The organism is Pseudomonas sp. URMO17WK12:I9 (genome assembly GCF_900230165.1).
Classification (GTDB): domain Bacteria; phylum Pseudomonadota; class Gammaproteobacteria; order Pseudomonadales; family Pseudomonadaceae; genus Aquipseudomonas; species Aquipseudomonas fulva.
The window spans coordinates 476,559-502,469 of sequence record NZ_OCMQ01000002.1 but is presented as its reverse complement, the minus strand read 5'-3'; the positions used below and the strand labels follow the sequence as shown (position 1 = coordinate 502,469).

General features: G+C 58.2%; 24 protein-coding genes. 22 read left to right on the top strand and 2 right to left on the bottom strand.

The window, feature by feature from the left end; all coding sequences use genetic code 11:
- Positions 1–5: 5 nt before the first annotated feature.
- Both dnaN and dnaA read right to left on the bottom strand, forming a co-directional pair.
- Positions 6–1,109, bottom strand: coding sequence for a DNA polymerase III subunit beta (gene dnaN / locus CRP40_RS06990; protein ID WP_023532585.1), 1,104 nt, complete (start codon positions 1,107–1,109; stop codon positions 6–8).
- A gap of 40 nt (positions 1,110–1,149) precedes the next feature.
- Positions 1,150–2,676 (bottom strand): chromosomal replication initiator protein DnaA, encoded by a 1,527-nt coding sequence (dnaA, locus tag CRP40_RS06985; protein WP_027913305.1) that lies wholly within the window; start codon positions 2,674–2,676, stop codon positions 1,150–1,152.
- 598 nt (positions 2,677–3,274) lie between these two features.
- On the opposite strand from dnaA, the gene rpmH reads away from it, so the two are divergent.
- From rpmH to CRP40_RS06875, 22 genes are all read left to right on the top strand, one after another.
- A complete protein-coding gene (gene rpmH, locus CRP40_RS06980; RefSeq protein WP_003253163.1) occupies positions 3,275–3,409 on the top strand; it encodes a 50S ribosomal protein L34 in 135 nt (44 codons plus the stop codon).
- Between the two features lie 13 nt (positions 3,410–3,422).
- A complete protein-coding gene (gene rnpA, locus CRP40_RS06975; protein ID WP_027913306.1) occupies positions 3,423–3,827 on the top strand; it encodes a ribonuclease P protein component in 405 nt (134 codons plus the stop codon).
- Complete coding sequence (yidD, locus tag CRP40_RS06970) at positions 3,820–4,065, top strand: membrane protein insertion efficiency factor YidD (protein ID WP_078477749.1); 246 nt, start codon at positions 3,820–3,822, stop codon at positions 4,063–4,065. The genes rnpA and yidD overlap by 8 nt, the downstream gene beginning before the upstream one ends.
- A gap of 2 nt (positions 4,066–4,067) precedes the next feature.
- Positions 4,068–5,756 (top strand): membrane protein insertase YidC, encoded by a 1,689-nt coding sequence (yidC, locus tag CRP40_RS06965; protein ID WP_027913307.1) that lies wholly within the window; start codon positions 4,068–4,070, stop codon positions 5,754–5,756.
- Between the two features lie 87 nt (positions 5,757–5,843).
- Positions 5,844–7,214 (top strand): tRNA uridine-5-carboxymethylaminomethyl(34) synthesis GTPase MnmE, encoded by a 1,371-nt coding sequence (mnmE, locus tag CRP40_RS06960; RefSeq protein ID WP_027913308.1) that lies wholly within the window; start codon positions 5,844–5,846, stop codon positions 7,212–7,214.
- A gap of 483 nt (positions 7,215–7,697) precedes the next feature.
- Positions 7,698–9,590, top strand: a complete 1,893-nt coding sequence (mnmG, locus tag CRP40_RS06955; RefSeq protein ID WP_027913309.1) for a tRNA uridine-5-carboxymethylaminomethyl(34) synthesis enzyme MnmG — start codon at positions 7,698–7,700, stop codon at positions 9,588–9,590.
- A complete protein-coding gene (gene rsmG, locus CRP40_RS06950; protein WP_027913310.1) occupies positions 9,587–10,237 on the top strand; it encodes a 16S rRNA (guanine(527)-N(7))-methyltransferase RsmG in 651 nt (216 codons plus the stop codon). Before mnmG ends, rsmG begins: the two co-directional genes overlap by 4 nt.
- An 18-nt stretch (positions 10,238–10,255) precedes the next feature.
- Complete coding sequence (locus tag CRP40_RS06945) at positions 10,256–11,047, top strand: ParA family protein (protein ID WP_027913311.1); 792 nt, start codon at positions 10,256–10,258, stop codon at positions 11,045–11,047.
- A gap of 9 nt (positions 11,048–11,056) precedes the next feature.
- Positions 11,057–11,929, top strand: coding sequence for a ParB/RepB/Spo0J family partition protein (locus CRP40_RS06940; RefSeq protein WP_027913312.1), 873 nt, complete (start codon positions 11,057–11,059; stop codon positions 11,927–11,929).
- 148 nt (positions 11,930–12,077) lie between these two features.
- Positions 12,078–12,485 (top strand): F0F1 ATP synthase subunit I, encoded by a 408-nt coding sequence (locus tag CRP40_RS06935; RefSeq protein WP_023532288.1) that lies wholly within the window; start codon positions 12,078–12,080, stop codon positions 12,483–12,485.
- 16 nt (positions 12,486–12,501) lie between these two features.
- A complete protein-coding gene (gene atpB, locus CRP40_RS06930) occupies positions 12,502–13,371 on the top strand; it encodes a F0F1 ATP synthase subunit A (RefSeq protein WP_023532311.1) in 870 nt (289 codons plus the stop codon).
- 145 nt (positions 13,372–13,516) lie between these two features.
- Positions 13,517–13,774: a F0F1 ATP synthase subunit C gene (gene atpE / locus CRP40_RS06925; protein WP_003097235.1), complete on the top strand. Its 258-nt coding sequence runs from the start codon at positions 13,517–13,519 to the stop codon at positions 13,772–13,774.
- A 57-nt stretch (positions 13,775–13,831) separates the two neighbouring features.
- The gene (locus CRP40_RS06920) at positions 13,832–14,302 is read left to right on the top strand and encodes a F0F1 ATP synthase subunit B (RefSeq protein ID WP_011536505.1); all 471 of its coding nucleotides are present in this window, start codon (positions 13,832–13,834) and stop codon (positions 14,300–14,302) included.
- 12 nt (positions 14,303–14,314) lie between these two features.
- Positions 14,315–14,851: a F0F1 ATP synthase subunit delta gene (locus CRP40_RS06915; protein ID WP_023532623.1), complete on the top strand. Its 537-nt coding sequence runs from the start codon at positions 14,315–14,317 to the stop codon at positions 14,849–14,851.
- A 21-nt stretch (positions 14,852–14,872) separates the two neighbouring features.
- Entirely contained in the window at positions 14,873–16,417 is a 1,545-nt protein-coding gene (gene atpA, locus CRP40_RS06910; protein ID WP_023532736.1) for a F0F1 ATP synthase subunit alpha, read from the top strand.
- A 48-nt stretch (positions 16,418–16,465) separates the two neighbouring features.
- Positions 16,466–17,326, top strand: coding sequence for a F0F1 ATP synthase subunit gamma (gene atpG / locus CRP40_RS06905; RefSeq protein WP_023532742.1), 861 nt, complete (start codon positions 16,466–16,468; stop codon positions 17,324–17,326).
- A 27-nt stretch (positions 17,327–17,353) separates the two neighbouring features.
- Complete coding sequence (gene atpD, locus CRP40_RS06900) at positions 17,354–18,730, top strand: F0F1 ATP synthase subunit beta (RefSeq protein ID WP_023532615.1); 1,377 nt, start codon at positions 17,354–17,356, stop codon at positions 18,728–18,730.
- Between the two features lie 44 nt (positions 18,731–18,774).
- The gene (locus CRP40_RS06895) at positions 18,775–19,194 is read left to right on the top strand and encodes a F0F1 ATP synthase subunit epsilon (RefSeq protein ID WP_023532701.1); all 420 of its coding nucleotides are present in this window, start codon (positions 18,775–18,777) and stop codon (positions 19,192–19,194) included.
- 120 nt (positions 19,195–19,314) lie between these two features.
- A complete protein-coding gene (glmU, locus tag CRP40_RS06890; protein ID WP_027913313.1) occupies positions 19,315–20,682 on the top strand; it encodes a bifunctional UDP-N-acetylglucosamine diphosphorylase/glucosamine-1-phosphate N-acetyltransferase GlmU in 1,368 nt (455 codons plus the stop codon).
- 198 nt (positions 20,683–20,880) lie between these two features.
- Complete coding sequence (locus tag CRP40_RS06885; RefSeq protein WP_027913314.1) at positions 20,881–21,654, top strand: DeoR family transcriptional regulator; 774 nt, start codon at positions 20,881–20,883, stop codon at positions 21,652–21,654.
- A 6-nt stretch (positions 21,655–21,660) separates the two neighbouring features.
- Positions 21,661–23,496 (top strand): glutamine--fructose-6-phosphate transaminase (isomerizing), encoded by a 1,836-nt coding sequence (gene glmS / locus CRP40_RS06880; protein WP_027913315.1) that lies wholly within the window; start codon positions 21,661–21,663, stop codon positions 23,494–23,496.
- A gap of 352 nt (positions 23,497–23,848) precedes the next feature.
- The gene (locus tag CRP40_RS06875; RefSeq protein WP_027913316.1) at positions 23,849–25,900 is read left to right on the top strand and encodes a TonB-dependent receptor; all 2,052 of its coding nucleotides are present in this window, start codon (positions 23,849–23,851) and stop codon (positions 25,898–25,900) included.
- The last annotated feature ends 11 nt before the right edge of the window (positions 25,901–25,911 follow it).

The window sequence follows — 25,911 nt, the reverse complement described above, 5'->3', positions numbered from 1 at the left end:
TTTGCTTACAGCCGCATCGGCATGACAACGTACGAAGAGTCGTCATTGCCTGCCTCCTGCAGCAGTGCACTGCTGTTGGAGTCCGACAAAATAAGGCGCACCTGCTCAGTGGTCATGACGCCCAGCACATCCAGCAGGTAGCTGACGTTGAAACCGATCTCAAGCGAGCTACCGTCGTAGTCGACGCTGATTTCTTCCTCAGCCTCTTCCTGCTCGGGGTTGTTGGCCTGGATCTTCAACTGGCCGGCAGCGAGCAACAAGCGAATCCCGCGGTACTTTTCGTTGGACAGGATCGCGGTGCGGCTGAACGCCTCGCGCAAAGCTTGGCGATCACCAATCACCAGTTTGTCACCGCCTTTGGGCAGCACACGCTCGTAGTCAGGGAATTTACCGTCGACGAGCTTGGAGGTGAATGTGAACTCACCCGTCGTTGCGCGGATATGGTGTTGCCCAAGAACGATGCTGACCATGCCTTCAGGCTCGGTCAGCAAGCGAGCAAGCTCCAGAATACCTTTGCGCGGCACGATCACCTGGTGGCGGTCGTCCTGTTCGATCGGTGCACTCATCGAGCACAATGCCAGGCGGTGGCCATCAGTGGAAACGGCACGCAGGGTATTGCGCGACACCTCCAGCAGCATACCGTTAAGGTAGTAACGCACGTCTTGCTGGGCCATGGCGAAGCTGGTGCGTTCGATCAATCGACGCAGTTTGCTTTGTTCCAGATTGCACGTGAGCGAGCCTGGCCCTTCTTCCACGGTCGGGAAATCATTGGCAGGCAACGTCGACAGTGTGAAGCGGCTACGCCCGGCCTTGACCAGCAGTTTTTGCTCATCGAGCTTGATGTCGATCAGTACGTCACTGGGCAGGCTTTTGCAGATGTCCATCAGCTTGCGTGCTGGGACAGTGATCTCGCCAGGCTCGGCAGGTTCTTCCAGTTGCACGCGGCCCACCAGTTCAACCTCAAGGTCGGTACCGGTCAGCGACAGTTGCTGGCCTTGAACGACCAGCAACACATTTGAAAGCACCGGCAACGTCTGCCGGCGCTCGACGACACCTGCCACCAGTTGCAGAGGTTTGAGCAAGGCTTCGCGTTGAATCGTGAAATGCATGGTCTAGTCCCTTGCCTTCATATGGCTGCGCTGACGGCCCTCAGGTCGTCAGCGTGCGCAGCAGGTTCTTGTAGTCCTCGCGGATATCCGCGTCGGATTCTTTCAGTTCATTGATCTTTCGGCAGGCATGCAGCACGGTCGTGTGGTCGCGCCCACCAAACATGTCGCCGATTTCTGGCAAGCTGTGGTTGGTCAGCTCCTTGGAGAGCGCCATCGCCACCTGACGTGGACGAGCTACCGAACGGGACCGGCGTTTGGACAACAGATCGGAGATCTTGATCTTGTAGTACTCGGCCACCGTACGCTGGATGTTATCCACACTCACCAGCTTGTCTTGCAGTGCCAGAAGGTCCTTCAGGGATTCGCGGATCAACTCGATGGTGATGTCGCGCCCCATGAAGTGCGAATGGGCGATCACGCGCTTCAGGGCGCCCTCCAGCTCACGCACGTTCGACCGAATACGCTGAGCGATGAAGAAGGCCGCATCGTGCGGCAGTTCCACCTTGGCCTGATCGGCCTTCTTCATCAGGATCGCGACGCGCGTTTCCAGTTCCGGCGGCTCCACGGCAACCGTGAGGCCCCAGCCAAAGCGCGATTTCAAACGTTCCTCGAGCCCTTCGATTTCCTTGGGATATCGATCGGAGGTGAGGATCACCTGCTGGCCACCTTCGAGCAGTGCGTTGAAGGTGTGGAAAAACTCTTCCTGTGAACGCTCCTTGCGCGCAAAGAACTGAATGTCATCGATGAGCAGCGCATCGACCGAACGGTAGAAGCGCTTGAACTCGTTGATTGCATTGAGCTGAAGTGCCTTGACCATATCGGCGACGAAGCGCTCGGAATGCAGGTACACCACCTTGGCATTCGGGTTCTTTCTAAGCAGGTGGTTACCCACGGCATGCATAAGGTGGGTTTTACCCAAGCCCACACCGCCATAGAGAAACAGGGGGTTATAACCATGCTTGGGGTTGTCGGCAACCTGCCAGGCGGCGGCACGGGCCAGCTGGTTCGACTTGCCTTCTACAAATGTGTCGAACGTGAACGTGCGGTTCAGGTAGCTGGTGTGCTTGAGAGCACCTTCCACCTGCACCGTCCGCTGCTCTGTCCTACCCGCGGGGGCCTGAGCAGGTTCGGCCATGGCATCGAAGCTATCCCTCGAAGAAGGCTCGGCCACGTCGTTGGCGTTTGCAGGCGCGGGGTCGGACGAGGCCACTGGAGCGGGCTCGGACGGCGTGATGGAGGGGGCCTTGGGCGTCGTTTGCACCAGAGAGGCTGCCACAGCCGCGCTCACTGGGGCATTAGGTGCCGCACGGGGGGCAGAGCTGCGCCGGCTGCCGATCAGCAGCGACAACGCAGGGGCGATGCCCGTGCCTTTTTCTCCCAAAAGCTCAAGCAAACGCCCCAGGTACTTTTCATTGACCCAATCGAGAACGAAACGGTTAGGCGCATAGACGCGCAACTCGTCGCCTTCGGCTTCGACCTGTAACGGACGGATCCAGGTGTTGAATTGCTGGGCAGGCAGTTCATCGCGCAGAAGCTCCACGCACTGCTGCCAAAGTTCCACTGACACGGATATCCCCTGAGCTTGAAAGCCACGAAGGCTGAAACAAACGGCCATTGTACCGGGCACGCGCTCAGTTATCCACATGCGGACACGCCGGCATGTATGGCAGAACTGTCATTCAATGACCGAAACACCACTTATACGCTGTGCATAAACCATGTGGATAACTAGCCATGAGGGCTATGCACAACCCAGTGAATTGGCCTGTGTATAACCTACCTGTGTATAAATAGCCCTTTTATGCACAGCTTAAATTCAGCTCTAGAACAGTCGCAGCACGGCTTCCGAACAGGGTTTAAAAATGCTGCGAAGCCCTGGCTATGAGGCCTTCAGCACGTTATCCACAGAAAGTTATCCACTTAAGAGTATTAAGATCTTTAGAGAAGCTTTTTATATGTCTTTCTTATTTTTCATGTTGAGCAGTGGTGTGCTGCCCAGCCTCATGGAGGTGTCAGTGCCGCTAGCCAATCCTTACGCCCGTTCATCCCACACCTAAAGGAAAGGTTGGTTGGAAATTGACCTATGGGCTTGCTTTCTCTAGAATCGCCGGTCTCTTAAAAGGGGGCCATCCCGGCCCGTCGTCGACAAACCCAGGTAACACGCCATGAAACGTACTTTCCAACCAAGCACCATCAAGCGCGCGCGCACTCACGGTTTCCGTGCCCGTATGGCTACTAAGAACGGCCGCGCTGTTCTGTCGCGTCGTCGTGCCAAAGGCCGTAAGCGTCTGGCCATTTGATTTTTCGGCACAGGTGGTGAGTCAGGACTTCAGTCGGGAAAAGCGACTGCTTACACCCCGGCATTTCAAAGCGGTCTTCGACTCCCCAACCGGCAAGGTTCCAGGGAAAAACCTGCTGATCCTTGCTCGCGAGAACGGTCTGGATCACCCGCGCCTTGGCCTGGTGATTGGCAAGAAAAGCGTCAAGCTCGCCGTTCAACGCAACCGCCTCAAGCGCTTGATGCGCGATTCCTTTCGTCTGAACCAGCATTCACTTGCCGGATTGGATATCGTGATCGTCGCGCGCAAGGGATTGGGTGAGATAGAAAACCCGGAATTGCACCAACACTTCGGCAAACTCTGGAAGCGCCTGGCGCGTAGCCGACCGGCACCAGCAGTCTCCGCCGATCGCGCAGGGGTAAGCAGCCAAGATGCGTAAACTGGCACTCGTTCCGATCCAGTTTTACCGTTATGCCATTAGTCCTCTGATGGCCAGCCACTGCCGTTTCTACCCCAGTTGCTCTTGTTACGCCTACGAAGCCATCGAAAACCACGGCCTCTGGCGTGGTGGATGGCTAGCCGTTCGTCGCCTGGGGCGTTGTCATCCGTGGAACGACGGCGGTTTCGACCCCGTTCCACCCGCTCCTTCCTCCCGAACTTCTTCGATAGCCGAGTAATCATGGATATTAAACGCACGATCCTGATCGTCGCCCTGGCAATCGTGTCCTACGTCATGGTCCTTAAATGGAACCAGGACTACGGCCAGGCTGCCCTGCCGACTCAGAATACTGCTGCCAGCACGACCAACCCTGGTTTGCCCGATGGCGTACCTGCCGGTGATTCCGGTGCGGGTGCCAGCGCCGATGTGCCAAGCGCCACTGCTGAAACCCACACCGCCGATCAGGCACCCGTGGCTGTCAGCAAGGACCTGATCCGGGTCAAGACCGATGTGCTGGACCTGGCTATCGATCCGGTAGGTGGTGACGTCGTCCAGTTGAACCTGCCGCAGTATCCACGCCGTCAGGACCATCCGGACATTCCATTCCAACTGTTCGACAACGGTGGGGAGCGCGTCTATCTCGCGCAAAGCGGCTTGACTGGTGCCAACGGTCCAGATGCCCGCTCGACCGGTCGCCCCCTCTATGCTGCCGATCAAAAGCGTTATCAGTTGGCCGATGGTCAGGACCAGTTGGTGGTGGACCTGAAGTTCAACGACAACGGGGTCAACTACATCAAGCGCTTCAGCTTCAAGCGCGGCGAATATGACCTGAACGTCAGCTACCTGATCGACAACCAGAGCAGCCAGGCTTGGAGCGGCAACATGTTCGCCCAGCTCAAGCGCGATGCCAGTTCCGATCCATCGTCGAGCACTGCCACGGGTACCGCGACCTACTTGGGTGCGGCCTTGTGGACACCTTCGGAGCCTTACAAAAAGGTCTCGATGAAGGACATCGACAAAGGTAGTTTGAAAGAAAATGTGTCCGGCGGCTGGGTAGCATGGCTTCAGCACTACTTCGTGACCGCATGGATCCCGGCCAAGTCCGACAACAACGTGGTGCAAACCCGCAAGGACAGCCAGGGTAATTACATCATCGGCTACACCGGCCCGGCTATCAGCGTGCCTGCTGGGGGCAAGGCTGAAACCAGCGCCATGCTGTATGCCGGTCCCAAGATCCAGTCCAAGCTCAAGGAGTTGTCCCCAGGCCTGGAACTGACCGTCGACTACGGCTTCTTGTGGTTCATCGCCCAGCCGATCTTCTGGCTTCTGCAACATATCCACAGCCTGCTGGGTAACTGGGGCTGGTCGATCATCGTGCTGACCATGCTCATCAAGGGCCTGTTCTTCCCGCTGTCCGCTGCCAGCTACCGTTCCATGGCACGTATGCGTGCGGTCTCGCCCAAGCTCGCAGCGCTCAAGGAACGCTTCGGCGATGATCGCCAGAAGATGTCCCAGGCGATGATGGAGCTGTACAAGAAAGAGAAGATCAACCCACTGGGCGGTTGCTTGCCGATCCTGGTTCAGATGCCAGTATTCCTGGCCCTTTACTGGGTACTGCTGGAAAGCGTCGAGATGCGTCAGGCACCTTGGATGCTGTGGATTACCGACCTGTCTATCAAGGATCCGTTCTTCATCCTGCCGATCATCATGGGCGCCACCATGTTCATCCAGCAGCGCCTGAACCCGACCCCGCCGGATCCGATGCAGGCCAAGGTGATGAAAATGATGCCGATCATCTTCACCTTCTTCTTCCTGTGGTTCCCAGCAGGTCTGGTGCTGTACTGGGTTGTGAACAACTGCCTGTCCATCACGCAGCAGTGGTACATCACACGCAGCATCGAGGCTGCCAACAAGAAAGCGGCTGCCTGACGGGCTGCTACGCTAGCTTGTGAATAAAACGCCCCTTCGTGGGGCGTTTTTGCTATCTGTCGTTTTTGTCGTAGAGGCTTCCCCAGCATGAATACTGTGCGTGAAACCATTGCCGCCATCGCTACTGCCCAAGGCCGCGGCGGTGTAGGCATCGTAAGGTTGTCAGGGCCACTGGCTGCCAAGGCGGGCCAGTGGATAACCGGTCGCAGCCTGCAACCGCGTCATGCTCATTACGGGCCGTTCCGAGACGAGGAGGGGGTGGTACTGGATGAAGGTATCGCGCTGTTCTTTCCGGGGCCCCACTCATTCACCGGTGAAGATGTACTCGAGCTGCAAGGCCATGGCGGCCCCGTCGTTCTGGATATGCTGCTACAGCGCTGTGTACAACTGGGTTGTCGCCTGGCCAGGCCGGGTGAGTTCAGCGAGCGGGCATTTCTCAATGACAAGCTCGACCTGGCTCAAGCTGAGGCCATCGCCGACTTGATCGAAGCCAGCTCCAGCCAGGCAGCGCGAAACGCACTGCGATCGCTGCAGGGCGAATTCTCAAGACATGTCCACAGCCTTACCGAAGCGTTGATCGCGCTGCGCATCTACGTTGAGGCCGCCATTGATTTTCCCGAGGAGGAAATCGACTTTCTAGCCGATGGCCATGTGCTGTCGATGCTCGATGCCGTAAGGGATCATTTATCCACAGTACTGCGTGAGGCAGGCCAAGGTGCATTGCTGCGCGATGGCATGACAGTGGTCATCGCTGGCCGCCCCAATGCAGGCAAGTCGAGCCTGCTCAACCAGCTGGCGGGACGTGAAGCGGCGATCGTGACGGACATCGCCGGCACGACCCGGGATACCCTGCGCGAACATATCCACATCGACGGTATGCCGCTTCACGTGGTGGACACGGCCGGGCTACGTTCGACAGATGATCATGTGGAAAAGATCGGTGTGGAGCGCGCGCTACGAGCGATAAGTGAGGCAGACCGGATATTGCTGGTTGTGGACTCCACGGCCCCTGAAGCCGGCGATCCCTTCGCCCTGTGGCCCGAGTTTCTGGACCAGCGCCCGGATCCGGCACGGGTAACCCTCATACGCAACAAAGCGGATCTGAGCGGGGAGCCTGTCGCGCTGCACCAGGGCGAAGATGGACAAGCCACCATCACGCTGAGCGCCAAAGGAGAGGGGGGAGGGCTGCAGCTGTTGCGCGACCATCTCAAGGCCTGCATGGGCTATGAACAGACCGCCGAAAGTGGTTTCAGCGCCCGTAGACGGCATCTGGATGCCTTGCGCCAGGCCAGTGAGCACCTGGAGCATGGCCGTGCGCAGCTGACCCTTGCCGGTGCAGGTGAGTTACTGGCAGAGGACCTGCGGCAGGCACAACAGGTGCTTGGGGAAATCACCGGAGCCTTCAGTTCCGATGACTTGTTGGGACGGATTTTCTCGAGTTTTTGCATCGGCAAGTAACAGACAAGCCAGGTCCCACATCAGCCAACCGCCTCTTAGAGGCGGTTTTTTTTGGCCCGAACAAAGCCTCCAGCAAGGCATAACCTAAGAACGGCACCCGCTAAGCCCTGTGGAAAACCCTCGCTAAGCTCCGTTGATAAGCGGCACTTTTTCTTGAGGATAAATGGCCCTGTGGGTAACCATCACTTTAATCCACAGGCTATTCCTCGTTATCCCAAGCGCTCAGAGGGGGTAAGCCACAGGGTTCAGGATCTCTGTACAGCACGTGCTACATGGCCTTCAGAGCGTTATCCACAGATAGTGCTGTGCATAAGAATAAACATAAAAACAAAGCTTTTATAAATCTCTCTTCTTGATTTCTGTTGTATGCCATTCATCCACAGCCTGATCAAAATTTGCTCAGACGGTTTCAATGAGGGGGGTGATGTCCCTATACTTGTCGGCTTACCTTTTTCTATTTGCACAACAGGCACGAGGTGCGTGGTGGATTTCCCTTCCCGTTTTGAAGTGATCGTCATCGGCGGCGGCCATGCCGGTACCGAGGCTGCGCTTGCGTCTGCACGCATGGGTGTGAAAACCCTGCTGCTGACCCACAACGTGGAAACCCTCGGGCACATGAGTTGCAACCCTGCCATTGGTGGCATCGGCAAGAGCCATCTGGTCAAGGAAATCGATGCCTTGGGCGGCGCCATGGCGCTGGCCACCGACAAGAGTGGTATTCAGTTTCGCGTGTTGAACAACCGCAAAGGCCCAGCCGTTCGCGCCACGCGTGCGCAGGCTGACCGCGCCATCTACAAGGCGGTGGTGCGTGAGATGTTGGAAAACCAGCCCAACCTGTGGATATTTCAGCAATCGTGTGACGACCTGATCGTTGAACAGGATGAAGTCAAAGGCGTGGTCACCCAGATGGGGCTGCGGTTCTTTGCAAACGCTGTCGTGCTCACCACCGGCACCTTCCTGGGCGGTTTGATCCATATCGGCATGCAGAACCACTCGGGTGGACGCGCAGGTGATCCGCCTTCCATCGCGTTGGCGCATCGCATGCGTGAATTGCCGCTACGCGTTGGCCGTCTGAAGACAGGTACGCCGCCTCGCATCGACGGTCGCTCCGTTGATTTCTCGGTCATGACCGAGCAGCCCGGCGACACGCCCATCCCGGTGATGTCGTTCATGGGCAATGCCGGCATGCATCCGCGCCAGGTGAGCTGCTACATCACTCACACCAACGCCCGCACACATGACATCATCGCTTCGAACCTTGACCGCTCGCCCATGTACTCGGGCGTCATCGAAGGGGTAGGGCCACGTTACTGCCCGTCGATCGAAGACAAGATCCACCGCTTTGCGGACAAGGAAAGCCATCAGGTATTCATCGAGCCTGAAGGCCTGACCACCCATGAGCTCTACCCCAACGGCATCTCCACGTCGCTGCCCTTCGATGTGCAGCTGGAGTTGGTGCGCTCGATCCGCGGCATGGAAAACGCGCATATCGTGCGCCCAGGCTATGCCATCGAATATGACTACTTCGATCCGCGTGACCTGAAGTACAGCCTTGAAACCAAAGTCATTGGTGGGCTTTTCTTCGCTGGCCAGATCAACGGCACCACCGGTTACGAAGAAGCCGGTGCGCAAGGCCTGTTGGCCGGGACCAACGCCGCACTGCGCGCCCAGGGGCGCGAGACCTGGTGCCCGCGGCGCGATGAAGCCTATATCGGCGTGCTGGTCGATGACCTGATCACCTTGGGTACTCAAGAACCGTATCGGATGTTCACATCCCGTGCCGAATACCGGTTGATCCTGCGCGAGGACAACGCTGACCTGCGTCTGACTGAAAAAGGGCGAGCGCTGGGGTTGATAGACGACGAGCGCTGGGACGCCTTCTGCACCAAGCGCGACGGAATCGAAAAAGAAGAGCAGCGGCTGAAATCGACCTGGATAAGACCCAACACCGAGCTAGGCCAAGCCGTTGTGGACAAGTTCGGTACGCCACTGAGCCACGAGTACAGCCTGCTGAACCTGTTGGCGCGGCCTGAAATCGACTACGCAGGGCTTATGGCGGCTACCGGCGGCGAGTCGATCGACCCACAGGTTGCCGAGCAGGTCGAGATTCGTACCAAATATGCGGGCTACATCGACCGTCAGCAGGACGAAATTGCTCGCCTTCGAGCCAGTGAGGACACGCGCCTGCCTGTGGATATCGAGTACGCCACGATTTCGGGGCTGTCCAAGGAGATTCAGGGGAAACTCAGCCAGACCCGTCCCGAAACCCTGGGGCAAGCCTCGCGCATTCCGGGCGTTACGCCGGCGGCCATTTCCCTGTTGCTCATTCACCTGAAGAAACGCGGCGCAGGCCGCGAGCTGGAGCAAAGCGTTTGAGTTCCCTGGTTACCTCGCAACATGCCGAAGAGTTGTCCACAGGTGCCCGCCAGTTGGGGGTGCCCCTGAGCCTTGAACACCATGAAAAACTGCTGGGCTACCTGGCCCTGTTGATCAAATGGAACAAGGCCTACAACCTCACCGCCGTCCGGGATCCGGACGAAATGGTTTCGCGTCACCTGCTCGACAGCCTCAGCGTGATGCCGTTTATCCACAGCGAGCGCAGCAACTGGCTGGATGTTGGCAGCGGCGGAGGCATGCCCGGTGTGCCCATGGCTATCCTGCATCCCGAAAAACGAATCACCGTGCTGGATGCCAACGGCAAGAAGACGCGCTTTCTGACCCAGGTGAAAATGGAACTCAAGCTGGACAACCTCACGGTTATCCACAGCAGGGTCGAGGGGTACACGCCGGCCCAGCCGTTCGACGGCATCATCTCCCGCGCTTTCAGCAGCATGGAGAATTTCACCAACTGGACCCGCCACCTGGGCGACACCGGGACGCAGTGGCTTGCAATGAAGGGGCTGCATCCTGCCGATGAACTGGTAGCATTGCCCGCAGACTTCACAGTGGAAAGCGAGCAGGCCCTGACCGTTCCGGGTTGCCAGGGCCAACGTCATCTGCTGATACTGCGCCGCAAGGCTTGATTGGGAACAGACGCATCAATGGCTAAGGTATTCGCAATCGCGAACCAGAAAGGTGGTGTGGGCAAGACCACCACCTGTATCAATCTCGCTGCCTCGCTGGTGGCGACCAAGCGCCGTGTGCTGCTGATCGACCTCGATCCGCAGGGCAATGCCACCATGGGCAGCGGCGTGGACAAGCACGAGCTCGAGCACTCTGTGTACGACCTGCTTATCGGAGAGTGTGACCTGGCCCAGGCCATGCACTTTTCCGAGCATGGCGGGTTCCAGCTGTTGCCGGCCAACCGGGACCTGACCGCTGCCGAAGTGGTGCTGCTGGAGATGCAGGTCAAGGAAAGCCGCCTGCGCAATGCGCTGGCGCCCATTCGCGACAATTACGATTTCATCCTCATCGACTGCCCGCCTTCACTGTCGATGCTGACGCTCAATGCCCTGGTGGCTTCCGATGGCGTGATCATTCCCATGCAGTGCGAGTACTACGCGCTGGAAGGGCTGAGCGACCTTGTGGACAACATCAAGCGCATTGCCGCCAAGTTGAACCCCGCGCTCAAGATCGAGGGGTTGCTGCGAACCATGTATGATCCGCGGCTGAGCCTGAACAACGATGTATCGGCGCAGCTCAAGGAGCACTTCGGTTCGCAGTTGTACGACACCGTCATTCCTCGAAACATCCGCCTGGCCGAAGCACCCAGCTTCGGTATGCCGGCATTGGCCTACGACAAGCAATCGCGCGGCGCACAGGCCTACCTCGCCCTGGCGGGAGAATTGGTCCGTCGTCAACGCCGCCAGTCCCGCACTGCACAAGCAACTTAAGGAATCCGCATGGCCGTCAAGAAACGGGGTCTCGGACGTGGATTGGATGCGCTGCTCAGCGGTCCAACCGTGAGCGCGCTCGAAGAGCAGGCTGTAAAGATCGACCTGAAGGAGCTTCAGCACCTGCCCGTCGAGCTGATTCAACGGGGCAAGTACCAGCCGCGTCGCGACATGGACCCGCAGGCGCTCGAAGAACTGGCACACTCGATCCGCAGCCATGGCGTGATGCAACCGATCGTGGTGCGGCCGGTTGGCGATGAGCGCTATGAGATCATCGCCGGTGAGCGGCGCTGGCGCGCGACTCAGCAAGCTGGGCTGGACACCATTCCGGCCATGGTCCGCGAGGTCCCTGACGAAGCGGCCATTGCCATGGCCCTTATCGAGAACATCCAGCGCGAGGACTTGAACCCTCTGGAAGAGGCGCTGGCCTTGCAGCGGTTGCAGCAGGAGTTCGAGCTGACCCAGCAGCAAGTGGCCGATGCGGTAGGCAAGTCACGGGTGACCGTGGCCAACCTGTTGCGGTTGATCACATTGCCGGAGGCGATCAAGACCATGCTCGCCCATGGAGACCTGGAAATGGGTCACGCACGGGCTTTGCTAGGCCTGGAGGAGAATCGCCAGGAGGAAGGGGCGCGTCATGTTGTCGCACGTGGGCTGACCGTACGTCAGACCGAGGCACTGGTGCGCCAGTGGCTGAGCGACAAGCCTGATCCGGTAGAACCCGGCAAACCTGATCCGGACATTGCACGCCTGGAACAGCGGCTTGCAGAGCGTTTGGGCTCGGCTGTACAGATTCGCCACGGCACTAAAGGCAAGGGCCAACTGGTCATTCGCTACAACTCGCTCGATGAGTTGCAGGGCGTACTCGCACACATTCGCTGAAACAATTCCTGTTGTAGCGCGCAATCGGAAATCACTACGAATAGTTGAATAGGGGTTAATCCACCCCTATACTCTGCGCGCATTTTGTCGGCACAAATTATGCCAAGTCATCGCTGACTGGCGGGCCGATTCACGGGGAGCAGTTGTGATGGAAATCCGCACGCCAAACCGGTTGCCTTTCCATCGCTGGGCGGTTTTTCCGGTATTGCTGACGCAATTCGTCGTGCTGCTGCTGGCAACCTTGGTGTTGTGGCAGTTGGCTGGGACGGTCAGCGGATATTCAGGGCTCTGCGGAGGCCTGATTGCCTGGCTGCCCAATGTTTATTTCGCCTGGAAGGCTTTTCGCTTTAGCGGAGCTCGGGCGGCGCAGGCCATCGTCAAGTCGTTCTACGCTGGCGAGGCAGGCAAGATGATTTTGACGGCAGTGCTTTTCGCACTGACCTTCGCAGGAGTGAAGCCACTGGCGCCGCTGGCAGTATTCGGCGTCTTCGTGTTGACCCTTTTGGTCAGCTGGTTCGCGCCCCTGCTGATGAATAAAAGACTTTCGAGACCTTAGGGCGTTTGAGGCAACCATGGCAGCAGAAACCGCTTCGGGCTATATCCAGCACCACTTGCAGAACCTGACTTACGGTCAACTACCAGACGGCAGCTGGGGCTTCGCCCATTCGGCTGCAGAAGCCAAGGCTATGGGCTTCTGGGCATTCCACGTGGATACCCTGGGTTGGTCCGTCGCACTGGGTCTGATCTTCCTGTTCATCTTCCGCATGGCGGCCAAGAAGGCGACTTCCGGTCAACCGAGCGGCCTGCAGAACTTCGTCGAAGTGCTGGTGGACTTCGTCAACGGCAGCGTGAAGGACTCCTTCCACGGCCGTAGCCCGGTGATCGCGCCGCTGGCGCTGACCATCTTCGTCTGGGTATTCCTGATGAACGCCATCGACCTGGTACCGGTCGACTGGATTCCTCAGCTGGCCATCCTGATCTCGGGTGATCCGCACATTCCGTTCCGCGCCGTGTCGACCACCGACCCGAACGCGACCCTGGCCATGGCTTTCTGCGTGTTTGCGCTGATCATCTTCTACAGCATCAAGGTCAAGGGCCTGGGTGGCTTCATCGGTGAGCTGACCCTGCACCCGTTCGGCAGCAAGAACATCTTCCTGCAGATCCTGCTGATCCCGGTCAACTTCCTGCTGGAATTCGTGACCCTGATCGCCAAGCCGATCTCGCTGGCACTGCGACTGTTCGGCAACATGTACGCCGGCGAACTGGTGTTCATCCTGATTGCCGTGATGTTCGGCGCCGGCATCCTGTGGCTCAGCGGCCTGGGTATCGTGCTGCAATGGGCGTGGGCTGTGTTCCACATCCTGATCATCACCCTGCAAGCCTTCATCTTCATGATGCTTACCATCGTCTACCTGTCGATGGCTCACGAAGATAACCATTAAGACCGCCTGGCGTGTCTGATAGCCTTCCCCGCTCGTTTGGGGGGAGGGCTTAAAAAGTCCGCAAGGGCATGCTGTACCAAACGATTCGTTTTACCGCTTCAAACTAAAAAACCTAACCAATACGACGTAAAAGTCGGGAGGAAAGATGGAAACTGTAGTTGGTCTGACCGCTATCGCTGTTGCTCTGCTGATCGGCCTGGGTGCTCTGGGTACCGCCATTGGTTTCGGCCTGCTGGGCGGCAAATTCCTGGAAGGCGCTGCTCGTCAGCCTGAGATGGTTCCGATGCTGCAGGTCAAAATGTTCATCGTTGCCGGTCTGCTCGACGCCGTCACCATGATCGGTGTTGGTATCGCTCTGTTCTTCACCTTCGCGAATCCCTTCGTTGGTCAAATCGCCGGCTAATCACTCGTTTCGACGAGTTGATTGGTGTGATGGACAAAGACCGAGCGAGGTGTTGGCGTGAACATTAATGCAACCCTGATTGGCCAATCCGTTGCTTTTCTGATTTTTGTACTCTTCTGCATGAAGTACGTATGGCCTCCGGTCATCACTGCTCTGCAAGAGCGTCAGAAGAAGATTGCAGACGGCTTGGACGCTGCCAACCGCGCAGCTCGCGACCTGGAGCTGGCCCAAGAAAAAGTGGGTCAGCAACTGCGTGAAGCAAAGGCACAGGCAGCTGAAATCATTGAGCAAAGCAAGAAACGCGCTGCTCAGCTTGTAGACGAAGCCCGTGAACAGGCTCGTGTCGAAGCTGACCGTGTGAAGGCTCAGGCTCAGGCCGAGATCGAACAGGAACTGAACAGCGTCAAAGACGCCCTGCGTGCCCAAGTGGGTGCCCTGGCTGTTGGCGGTGCTGAAAAGATCCTTGGCGCCACAATCGATCAAAACGCGCATGCAGAGCTGGTTAACAAACTGGCCGCTGAAATTTAAGCGAGGGCGATCATGGCAGAACTGACCACGTTGGCCCGACCTTACGCTAAGGCTGCCTTTGAGCATGCCCAGGCCCATCAGCAACTGGCCAATTGGTCAGCCATGCTCGGCCTGGCTGCTGCAGTGTCCGAAGACGACACCATGCAGCGCCTGCTCAAGGCCCCGCGACTGACAAGCGCAGAAAAGGCCGCCGCATTCATTGACGTTTGCGGTGACAAGTTCGATGCATCGGCACAGAATTTCATTCATGTTGCCGCGGAAAACGACCGTCTCCTGCTTCTGCCGGAGATTGCCGCTCTGTTCGACCTGTACAAGGCAGAACAAGAGAAATCCGTGGACGTGGAAGTCACCAGTGCTTTTGCGTTGAACCAAGAACAGCAAGACAAACTCGCCAAGGTTCTCAGTGCACGGCTCAGCCGGGAAGTGCGCCTGCACGCGTCGGAGGATGCCAGCCTGATCGGCGGCGTCGTCATCCGCGCCGGCGACCTGGTAATCGATGGCTCTGTTCGCGGCAAAATCGCGAAACTGGCCGAAGCATTGAAATCTTGAGTTTGAAGGGGCAGCAGAGCAATGCAGCAACTCAATCCTTCCGAAATTAGTGAAATCATCAAGGGTCGCATCGAGAAGCTCGATGTCGGCTCCCAAGCCCGTAACGAAGGTACCGTCGTAAGCGTTTCCGACGGTATCGTACGGATCCACGGTCTGGCCGACGCTATGTACGGCGAAATGATCGAGTTCCCGGGCGGCGTATACGGTATGGCACTGAACCTGGAGCAAGACTCCGTAGGTGCGGTGGTACTGGGTGCGTACACCTCCCTCGCCGAGGGCATGAGCGCCAAGTGCACCGGTCGCATCCTGGAAGTTCCGGTTGGTAAGGAACTGCTGGGTCGCGTCGTGGACGCACTGGGTAACCCGATCGACGGCAAAGGTCCGCTGAACAACACCGAGACCGACGCGGTCGAGAAAGTTGCTCCAGGCGTGATCTGGCGTAAGTCGGTAGACCAGCCTGTACAGACTGGCTACAAGTCGGTCGACGCCATGATCCCGGTTGGCCGTGGCCAGCGTGAGCTGATCATTGGTGACCGTCAGATCGGTAAGACTGCCATGGCGGTCGATGCGATCATCAACCAGAAAAACAGCGGTATCTTCTGCGTATACGTGGCCGTTGGCCAGAAGCAGTCGACCATCGCCAACGTCGTGCGCAAGCTCGAAGAAGCCGGTGCCCTGGCCAACACCATCGTTGTTGCCGCCAGCGCCTCGGAATCGGCTGCACTGCAGTTCCTGGCGCCGTACTCCGGCTGCACCATGGGCGAGTACTTCCGTGACCGCGGTGAAGACGCCCTGATCGTCTACGATGACCTGTCCAAGCAGGCTGTTGCGTACCGTCAGATCTCCCTGCTGCTGCGTCGTCCACCAGGACGTGAAGCGTACCCAGGCGACGTGTTCTATCTCCACTCCCGTCTGCTGGAGCGTGCATCGCGCGTTTCGGAAGAATACGTCGAGAAGTTCACCAATGGCGCAGTCACTGGCAAGACCGGTTCCCTGACCGCTCTGCCGATCATCGAAACCCAGGCTGGCGACGTTTCGGCGTTCGTTCCGACCAACGTGATTTCCATCACTGACGGTCAGATCTTCCTGGAATCGGCCATGTTCAACTCGGGCATCCGCCCTGCAGTGAACGCCGGTGTTTCGGTATCGCGTGTAGGTGGTGCCGCTCAGACCAAGATCATCAAGAAGCTGTCCGGGGGTATTCGTACCGCACTGGCTCAGTACCGTGAACTGGCGGCATTCGCCCAGTTCGCGTCCGATCTGGACGAAGCGACCCGCAAGCAGCTGGAGCATGGTCAGCGCGTTACCGAGCTGATGAAGCAGAAGCAGTACGCGCCGATGTCCATCGCGGACATGGCCCTGTCGCTGTACGCCGCTGAGCGTGGCTTCCTGACCGACGTAGAAGTCTCCAAGGTCGGCAGCTTCGAGCAAGCACTGATCGCCTTCTTCCACCGTGATCACGCCGAACTGATGGCGAAGATCAACGTGAAGGGTGACTTCAACGACGAAATCGACGCAGGCATGAAAGCCGGTATCGAGAAGTTCAAGGCCACCCAGACCTGGTAAGCCGCAGCGGGGGCCCAGGCCCCCGCTTGCTAACCTGATAGGTGATACATGGCAGGCGCAAAAGAGATTCGCAGTAAGATTGCGAGCATCAAAAGCACGCAAAAAATTACCAGCGCCATGGAAAAAGTGGCGGTCAGCAAAATGCGCAAGGCACAACAGCGCATGGCTGCTAGCCGTCCTTATGCGGAGCGTATCCGCCAGGTGATCGGTCATCTGGCCAACGCCAACCCGGAATACCGCCACCCGTTCATGATCGAGCGCCCTGTAAAGCGCGCCGGTTATATCGTGGTGAGCAGTGACCGTGGTCTGTGCGGTGGCTTGAATACCAACCTGTTCAAGGCCTTGGTCAAGGACATGAACGAAAACCGCGAACAGGGCGTGGAAATCGACCTGTGCGTGATCGGCAGCAAGGGTGCGACTTTCTTCCGTATCTTTGGCGGCAACGTAGTAGCCGCGATCAGCCACCTGGGCGAAGAGCCATCGATCAATGACTTGATCGGCTCCGTCAAGGTCATGCTGGACGCCTACCTCGATGGTCGTATCGATCGCCTTTCGGTGGTTTCGAACAAGTTCATCAACACCATGACCCAAAAGCCGACGGTCGAGCAATTGGTACCGTTGGTGGCAACCCCGGATCAGGAACTCAAGCATCACTGGGACTACCTGTACGAACCCGACGCAAAAGAGCTGCTGGACGGCTTGATGGTGCGTTACGTGGAGTCGCAGGTGTACCAGGCGGTGGTCGAGAACAATGCTGCTGAACAAGCAGCCCGGATGATCGCCATGAAGAACGCCACAGACAACGCCGGTGACCTGATCAGCGAACTCCAGCTGATCTACAACAAGGCGCGTCAGGCTGCGATCACCCAGGAGATCTCGGAAATCGTCGGCGGCGCTGCCGCGGTTTAACGGTTCAAAAATTCAGAGGATCCAGCTATGAGTAGCGGACGTATCGTTCAAATCATCGGCGCCGTCATCGACGTGGAATTCCCACGTGACGTCGTGCCGAGTGTTTACAACGCGCTGAAAGTACAAGGCGCGGAAACCACCCTGGAAGTTCAGCAGCAGCTGGGCGACGGCGTGGTTCGTACCATTGCGATGGGCTCGACCGAAGGTCTGAAGCGCGGTCTGGACGTCGTCGATACCGGCGCGGCCATCTCCGTTCCTGTCGGCAAGGCTACCCTGGGCCGCATCATGGACGTCCTGGGTAACCCAATCGACGAAGCCGGCCCGATCGGTGAAGAAGAGCGTCGTGGTATCCACCAGAAGGCGCCTTCGTTCGCTGACCAGGCAGGCGGCAACGACCTGCTGGAAACCGGCATCAAGGTTATCGACCTGGTTTGCCCGTTCGCCAAGGGTGGTAAAGTCGGTCTGTTCGGTGGTGCCGGTGTCGGCAAGACCGTGAACATGATGGAGCTGATCCGTAACATCGCCATCGAGCACAGCGGTTATTCCGTGTTCGCCGGTGTGGGTGAGCGTACTCGTGAGGGTAACGACTTCTACCACGAGATGAAGGACTCCAACGTTCTCGACAAAGTAGCGCTGGTCTACGGTCAGATGAACGAGCCACCAGGAAACCGTCTGCGCGTTGCGCTGACTGGCCTGACCATGGCTGAGAAATTCCGTGACGAAGGTAACGACGTTCTGCTGTTCGTCGACAACATCTATCGTTACACCTTGGCCGGTACCGAAGTATCCGCACTGCTGGGCCGTATGCCTTCGGCAGTAGGTTACCAGCCGACCCTGGCCGAAGAGATGGGCGTTCTGCAAGAGCGTATCACTTCGACCAAGGAAGGTTCGATCACCTCCATCCAGGCCGTTTACGTGCCTGCGGATGACTTGACCGACCCGTCGCCAGCGACCACCTTCGCCCACTTGGACGCCACCGTCGTTCTGTCCCGTGACATCGCCTCCCTGGGTATCTACCCAGCGGTCGACCCACTGGACTCGACTTCGCGCCAGCTGGACCCGAACGTGATCGGTACCGAGCACTACGAAACTGCCCGTCAGGTTCAGTATGTTCTGCAGCGCTACAAAGAGCTGAAAGACATCATTGCGATCCTGGGTATGGACGAACTGTCCGAGACCGACAAGCAACTGGTAGCGCGCGCTCGTAAGATCCAGCGCTTCCTGTCGCAGCCGTTCTTCGTGGCCGAGGTCTTCACCGGTTCGCCAGGCAAGTACGTTTCCCTGAAAGACACCATCGCTGGCTTCAGCGGCATCCTCAAAGGTGACTACGACCACCTGCCAGAACAAGCGTTCTACATGGTCGGCAGCATCGACGAAGCGATCGAGAAAGCCAAGAAACTGTAATCCCGGCGCTCCGCAAGGGGCGCTAATCAGGTTGAGGCAAGCAGATGGCTATGACAGTCCATTGCGATATCGTCAGCGCGGAAGGAGAAATCTTCTCCGGTCTGGTCGAGATGGTAGTAGCGCACGGCAACTTGGGCGATCTGGGTATCGCACCAGGTCACGCCCCGCTGATCACCAATCTCAAGCCGGGTCCGATCACGCTGACCAAGCAGGGTGGCACTCAAGAGGTGTACTACATCTCCGGTGGCTTCCTCGAAGTGCAGCCGAACATGGTGAAGGTTCTTGCCGACACCGTGCAACGTGCTGCCGACCTGGACGAAGCTCAGGCTCAGGAAGCCCTCAAGGCTGCCGAGAACGCGCTGAACACCAAAGGCTCGGACTTCGACTACGGCGCTGCTGCCGCACGTCTGGCCGAGGCTGCGGCTCAGCTGCGTACTGTCCAGCAGATGCGCAGAGGCAAGTGATCGGCTACGGCCATCATTTGTGTTGCGATTGAGTAAAAGGGTAGCCTCGGCTACCCTTTTTCTTTTTTCGATTTCCCCCTTTCGGTCAAGCAACTGACCGCCCAGGATTGGTAGCCAGTCATGTCCCTCGATATCGTTATTCTTGCCGCCGGCCAAGGCACCCGCATGCGCTCGTCGCTGCCCAAGGTACTGCACCCGGTAGCCGGCAACTCCATGCTCGGTCATGTTATCCACAGCGCTCGCCAGCTTCAGCCGCAGGGCATCCACGTGGTGATAGGCCATGGGGCAGAGTTGGTTCAGGCGAGACTGGCAGGCGACGACCTCAACTTTGTCATGCAGGACAAGCAACTGGGTACGGGGCATGCCTTGGCGCAAGCTTTGCCAGCACTGTCGGCGGACACCGTGCTGGTGCTGTATGGCGACGTTCCGCTCATCGAGGTACCGACCCTGCAACGTTTGTTGGCCAAAGCCAGCGAGCAGCAACTCGGTTTGCTCACGGTCACGCTCGAAGACCCGACGGGCTATGGCCGCATTGTGCGTGATGCGCATGGGCAAGTAACGGCCATCGTCGAGCATAAAGACGCTAACGAGGCGCAGAAGGCCATTTGTGAGGGCAACACCGGCATTCTGGCGCTTCCTGGCGCTCGCCTGGCGGATTGGATGGGCCGCTTGTCGAACAACAATGCCCAGGGCGAGTACTACCTGACGGATGTGATCGCCATGGCAGTCGCTGATGGTTTGATGGTTGCCACCGAGCAACCCGCCGATCCCATGGAAGTGCAGGGTGCCAATGACCGTCGTCAGCTTGCCGAACTGGAGCGTCACTACCAGTTGCGTGAAGGCCGCCGCCTGATGGCGCAGGGTGTGACCTTGCGTGACCCTTCGCGTTTTGATGTCCGGGGCGAAGTGACGGTCGGCCGGGATGTGCTGATCGACATCAACGTCGTTCTGGAAGGCAAGGTTGTCATCGAAGACGACGTGCAGATTGGCCCTAATTGCGTGATCAAGGATTGCACGCTGCGCAAAGGTGCCGTGATCAAGGCCAACAGTCACCTTGAGGGTGCCGTCATGGGCGAGGGGAGTGATGCAGGTCCATTTGCACGCTTGCGTCCGGGGACCGTACTCGATGCCAAGGCCCATGTGGGTAACTTCGTCGAGTTGAAGAATGCTCATCTTGGTGAAGGCGCCAAGGCGGGGCACCTGTCGTACTTGGGTGATGCCGATATCGGTGCCCGTACCAATATTGGTGCTGGCACCATCACCTGTAACTACGATGGCGCAAACAAATTCAAGACAGTCATGGGCGAAGACGTCTTCATCGGCTCCAACAGCGCCCTTGTCGCGCCTGTGGAAATCAAGGCCGGGGCCACGACTGCCGCGGGCTCGACGATCACTCAATGCGTGGAAGCAGGTGAGTTGGCGGTAGCACGCTCCCGTCAGCGCAACATCTCGGGGTGGAAGCGTCCAGAGAAAATCAAGAAGCCCTGATTTATCCACAGCTCTATCAAGGCCGGCCTTGTGCATAACAAGCCGGCCTTTTTATTTGTCCGGCATCAGATGGATAGCCAAAGCTGGCTATGCCTCTGCACAGCGTTTTTTATCCACAGCGCTAAGACGGGTTGACGAACCCGAGCATTTAGGTTTTGATTGCGATCATTATCTTTCGAAACGAAACTTAAAGCGCCGATGTCGAAACGAAACACGCCACAACGTCGCCATAACATACTGGCCCTGCTCGCGGAACAGGGTGAAGTCAGCGTGGACGCGCTGGCGAGGCGGTTTGACACGTCTGAGGTCACTATCCGCAAGGACCTGGCGGCACTTGAAACCAACGGCTTGTTGTTACGCCGGTACGGCGGTGCGGTAACCATGCCGCAGGAATTGCTGGCTGAGCCGGCACAACCCGTATCGGCCTACAAACGCGCCATTGCTCGCGCCGCCGTGAGCCTCATCCGCGAACACGCCCGGATCATCATCGACAGCGGTAGTACCACCGCTGCCATGATCCCTGAACTCGGACGCCAGCCTGGTCTGGTGGTCATGACCAATTCGCTCAATGTTGCCAGGGCCATCAGCGAACTCGAGCACGAGCCGGTGCTGCTGATGACGGGTGGCACCTGGGACCCACATTCCGAGTCTTTTCAGGGCCAGGTGGCCGAACAGGTTCTGCGTTCGTATGACTTCGACCAATTGTTCATTGGGGCCGATGGCATCGACTTGGAACGCGGCACCACCACATTCAACGAGTTGCTGGGTTTGAGCCGAGTCATGGCCGAGGTCGCCCGTGAGGTGATCGTGATGGTCGAGTCGGACAAGGTCGGCCGCAAGATTCCCAACCTCGAACTGCCGTGGGGCAGGGTGCATACCCTGATCTCGGACGAACGCCTGTGCGAACAGGCACGCGAACAAATTACAGCACGCGGCGTCAATTTGATCTGCGCCGCTATCAGTCAGGAGTAACCAAGCATGTGTGGAATCGTAGGTGCTGTGGCCGAACGCAACATTACCGCCATCCTTATCGAGGGCCTGAAGCGTCTTGAATACCGTGGGTATGACAGCGCAGGCCTGGCGGTGCTGACGCCGGAAGGCGAATTGCAACGCCGTCGCCGTATTGGCAAGGTCAGCGAGCTCGAAGCAGCCGTCGTGCTCGAGCCAATCGCAGGACGGCTCGGCATCGCGCATACCCGCTGGGCCACTCATGGCGCGCCTACTGAAACCAATGCCCACCCTCATTTCTCAGGCCATGACGTGGCCGTGGTGCACAACGGCATCATCGAGAATCACGAGGCGCTGCGCGAGGAACTGAAAGGATTGGGCTATGCCTTCGTGTCACAGACCGATACCGAAGTGATCGTCCACCTGATCGACCATATCCTCAAGGGCATCCCCGACCTGGCAGACGCCTTGAAGGCTGCGGTCAAGCGCTTGCACGGTGCCTATGGCCTGGCGTTGATCAGCAAAAGCCAGCCGGACCGCCTGGTCGCTGCCCGTAGCGGCAGCCCATTGGTGATTGGCCTGGGGCTCGGTGAGAACTTCCTCGCCTCCGACCAGTTGGCCCTGCGACAGGTCACCGACCGCTTCATGTACCTCGAAGAAGGGGACATCGCCGAGATCCGTCGCGACCACGTTGCCATCTGGGACCATGATGGCCACCCCGTGCAGCGTGAAACCGTGCAGTACCACGAGGGTGCCGAGGCCGCCGACAAGGGCCAGTACCGCCACTTCATGCTTAAGGAAATCCACGAGCAACCACGCGTGGTGCAACGCACACTGGAAGGTCGCTTGGGCAGTGACCATGTGCTGGTCCAGGCATTCGGCCCGCAGGCAGCCGAGTTGTTCGGCAAAGTGCGCAATGTGCAGATCGTGGCCTGTGGTACCAGCTATCATGCTGGCATGGTTGCACGTTACTGGCTGGAAAGCCTGGCAGGGATCCCCTGCCAAGTAGAGGTGGCGAGCGAGTTCCGTTACCGCAAGGTGGTCGTGCAGCCCGATACGCTGTTCGTTTCCATCTCCCAGTCGGGCGAGACCGCCGATACCCTGGCAGCGCTGCGCAACGCCAAGGAGCTGGGCTTCCTTGGCAGCCTGGCGATCTGCAACGTGGGCATCAGCTCGCTGGTGCGTGAATCTGACCTGACGTTGCTGACCCTGGCCGGACCGGAAATCGGCGTCGCCTCGACAAAGGCCTTCACCACCCAGCTGGTGTCGTTGATGCTTCTGACCTTGGCCTTGGGCCAGGTGCGCGGCACCTTGGACAAGGGCGTCGAAGCTGAGCTGGTCGAGGAGCTGCGCCGCTTGCCAACCCGTCTGGGTGAAGCATTGGCCATGGACGCAACCGTCGAGAAAATCGCCGAGCTGTTCGCAGACAAGCATCACACCTTGTTCCTGGGGCGCGGCGCTCAATATCCGGTGGCCATGGAGGGTGCGCTCAAGCTCAAGGAAATCTCCTATATCCACGCCGAAGCCTATCCTGCGGGCGAGCTCAAACATGGCCCACTGGCGCTTGTGGATAACGACATGCCCGTGGTGACCGTTGCGCCGAACAATGAACTGCTGGAGAAGCTCAAGTCCAACCTGCAGGAAGTGCGTGCACGCGGCGGTGAGCTGGTGGTCTTCGCTGACGAGCAAGCCGGCTTGAGCAACGGCGAAGGCACCCATGTGATTCCAGTCCCGCATATCGCGGATGCGCTTGCCCCAATTCTGTACACCATTCCTTTGCAGCTGCTCTCGTACTATGTCGCCGTGCTCAAAGGGACTGATGTTGACCAGCCGCGCAACTTGGCGAAGTCGGTGACGGTGGAGTAAAGGTAGCGTTTCAACAGTGCCGGCATACTGTCCTGCTCCTGAGCAGGGCTAGCCGTGAAACATGGCAGGTGATCATCGGATCAACCCGCAGCTAAGACCCCCGTATCACGGGGTTTTTTTTATCGATGATGTTTATACGGTTGTGCTTCAGGGTTGGATGCGGCTGAACCCTTCACGTAACAACCCCTAAGGCCTATCTCGAATCTGGGTGCGTTGAACATTGGGCGGTTGGAATTGAGTTGATATATCATAACGTTTAATTAGTTATGATATAACGTGTTAATAGCTCTGCATGATTGTCCCGAGCTTTGCGCACCTGATCCCACCCCTGTCTACTCACCTAGGAGCACCCATGCGAGTCACCCCGGCCTCCCTTGCCATGTTCACGGTAATGGTTACCCCTGAACTGTTCGCCGACCAAACAGGCAGCTCCACGATCACCCTTGGCGCCGTGAACATTACGCAGGACGCCAAGGTGGCCCTGAGCACCGAGAACGTGCTCACGTCGGTCGATGTGCTGGGCGGTGATCAGGTAGAGGACAAGAACGTCATGAACAGCTGGCAACTGCTGGGCCAGATGCCGGGCATTCAGCTCACCGAAACAGGGCAGGGGGCCGAATCGGGCAAGGTTACGTTCCGCGCTTTCAACGGCGAAGGGTACATCAACGGTATCAAGACATTGATCGATGGCATCCCGAGCAACGTCAACAGCGGTAACCAGCGCTTCATCGACATGATCTTTCCCCTGGACATCGACTACATCGAAGTGGTCCGGGGCACGAACGACCCTCGTTACGGGTTGCACAACATTGCGGGCAACATTAATTTCGCCACGCGCCAAGGCGGCAACTATGTCGATAGCCGGCTGACCTATGGCAGCTTCGACACCCGTGAAGTGCAGTTGGCGGTCGGGCACGAGGAGGGGAATTTTGCCCAGAACTACATCCTTGCCAAGCAGGACAGCAATGGCTACCGCGATCACAGCAACTCGAACAAATACGCACTGGGGGGTAAGTGGTTCGTCAGCAACGACGAGCAGAATTTCCGCATTGGGCTGATCGCGCGCTTGTACCATCACCAGGCCCAGGAGTCCGGGTTTCTCACCCGTGACCAGATGCACGCCAGCCGTACACAATCACCGGCCAAGAACGCTAATGACGGTGATGACCGCGACATGAAGCACCTCAGCCTGCACGCGGATTGGCAGCTCAATGATGACTTGAGCCTTAGCAGCAAGCTGTATTACAACGGCTACAACGATGATCGCACCGTTACCTTCACGGACTATCGCCCAGGTAATGCGCCCCGTCAGCGTCGGCAATGGGACGAACAGCAGACGGGCATCCTCAATAACCTGACATGGCGCGTTAACGAGCACCTCACCCTCGATGGCGGCGTCAACTACGAAGAGCAGGACAATACCTACCGTCGCCAGCGCTACAGCTTCAGCGTTCCGACCCACTTCGATACCGTACCGGCCCGCGTGCAGAATGACGATCGCTATACCCTGCGCAACACCGGTGCCTATGTTCAGGCCGTTATCCAGCCCATCGAGTCACTGAAGATCATCCCGGCCATGCGGGTGGACCAGTTCACCGGTAGTACGCAGCTCTTGGGTGGCGTCAAAGGCTCGCTGCAAGACTACGGCTGGATCCGACAGCCCAAGCTGAGCGTGATCTATAGCGTTACCCCCGATATCGACGTTTACGCCAATTGGGGGCGTACCTTCCAGATACTCACCGGCTCGACCGAGCCCGCCTACTTGACCCCTGGGCAGCCTTCATACGACCCGTCGATCAACACAGGCAAAGAGGTCGGTATGAAGTTCAGACCGTTCGAGGGCGCCCAAGCGCGAGTGGCGATCTGGCAGCAGGATGCTACCGATGAAGTGGCAAACATGCCCAGCACCGGCACCACGGTCGGGTTGGGTGAAACGCGCCGTCGCGGCGTGGATTTGCAGATCAATGCTCAACTGGATGATCAGTGGACTGTCTATGCCTCCCACGCCATCCAGGAAGCAAAGGTGGTCAAAGCGTTTTCTGCCGCAGGGCAATCACTCTCGGGTAAGGAAGTGTTCTCCACGCCTCGGTACGTGAGCACCGTGGGCGTCGATTATCGTTATAACGATGACTGGAAGTTCGGTCTGCAGGGCAGGGCGCAAGGTAGCTACTACATCGACGAGCTCAATGAGCAAGGCAAATACGGTGGGTTTGTCGTTGCGGACGCCAGCGTCAGCTACCGCATCACGTCCGCTGCCAGCGTCGATGTGCAGGTCAAGAACCTGCTGGACCGCAAATACGAATACGTCTGGTACGACAACTTCTTCTGGGGCGGTGACGACCAGGCGATGTTTTCGCCAGCACCTGGTCGGTCGGCATTCGTTTCCCTGAATCTGAAGCTGTAGACCTCGGCTTA

Bases quoted from the DNA above. Each gene is read 5' to 3' on its own strand.
- dnaN (WP_023532585.1), bottom strand. From the start codon at position 1,109: ATGCATTTCACGATTCAACGCGAAGCCTTGCTCAAACCTCTGCAACTG.
- rpmH (WP_003253163.1), top strand. From the start codon at position 3,275: ATGAAACGTACTTTCCAACCAAGCACCATCAAGCGCGCGCGCACTCAC.
- yidD (WP_078477749.1), top strand. From the start codon at position 3,820: ATGCGTAAACTGGCACTCGTTCCGATCCAGTTTTACCGTTATGCCATT.
- yidC (WP_027913307.1), top strand. From the start codon at position 4,068: ATGGATATTAAACGCACGATCCTGATCGTCGCCCTGGCAATCGTGTCC.
- mnmE (WP_027913308.1), top strand. From the start codon at position 5,844: ATGAATACTGTGCGTGAAACCATTGCCGCCATCGCTACTGCCCAAGGC.
- CRP40_RS06945 (WP_027913311.1), top strand. From the start codon at position 10,256: ATGGCTAAGGTATTCGCAATCGCGAACCAGAAAGGTGGTGTGGGCAAG.
- CRP40_RS06940 (WP_027913312.1), top strand. From the start codon at position 11,057: ATGGCCGTCAAGAAACGGGGTCTCGGACGTGGATTGGATGCGCTGCTC.
- CRP40_RS06935 (WP_023532288.1), top strand. From the start codon at position 12,078: ATGGAAATCCGCACGCCAAACCGGTTGCCTTTCCATCGCTGGGCGGTT.
- atpB (WP_023532311.1), top strand. From the start codon at position 12,502: ATGGCAGCAGAAACCGCTTCGGGCTATATCCAGCACCACTTGCAGAAC.
- atpE (WP_003097235.1), top strand. From the start codon at position 13,517: ATGGAAACTGTAGTTGGTCTGACCGCTATCGCTGTTGCTCTGCTGATC.
- CRP40_RS06915 (WP_023532623.1), top strand. From the start codon at position 14,315: ATGGCAGAACTGACCACGTTGGCCCGACCTTACGCTAAGGCTGCCTTT.
- atpA (WP_023532736.1), top strand. From the start codon at position 14,873: ATGCAGCAACTCAATCCTTCCGAAATTAGTGAAATCATCAAGGGTCGC.
- atpG (WP_023532742.1), top strand. From the start codon at position 16,466: ATGGCAGGCGCAAAAGAGATTCGCAGTAAGATTGCGAGCATCAAAAGC.
- atpD (WP_023532615.1), top strand. From the start codon at position 17,354: ATGAGTAGCGGACGTATCGTTCAAATCATCGGCGCCGTCATCGACGTG.
- CRP40_RS06895 (WP_023532701.1), top strand. From the start codon at position 18,775: ATGGCTATGACAGTCCATTGCGATATCGTCAGCGCGGAAGGAGAAATC.
- glmU (WP_027913313.1), top strand. From the start codon at position 19,315: ATGTCCCTCGATATCGTTATTCTTGCCGCCGGCCAAGGCACCCGCATG.
- CRP40_RS06885 (WP_027913314.1), top strand. From the start codon at position 20,881: ATGTCGAAACGAAACACGCCACAACGTCGCCATAACATACTGGCCCTG.
- glmS (WP_027913315.1), top strand. From the start codon at position 21,661: ATGTGTGGAATCGTAGGTGCTGTGGCCGAACGCAACATTACCGCCATC.
- CRP40_RS06875 (WP_027913316.1), top strand. From the start codon at position 23,849: ATGCGAGTCACCCCGGCCTCCCTTGCCATGTTCACGGTAATGGTTACC.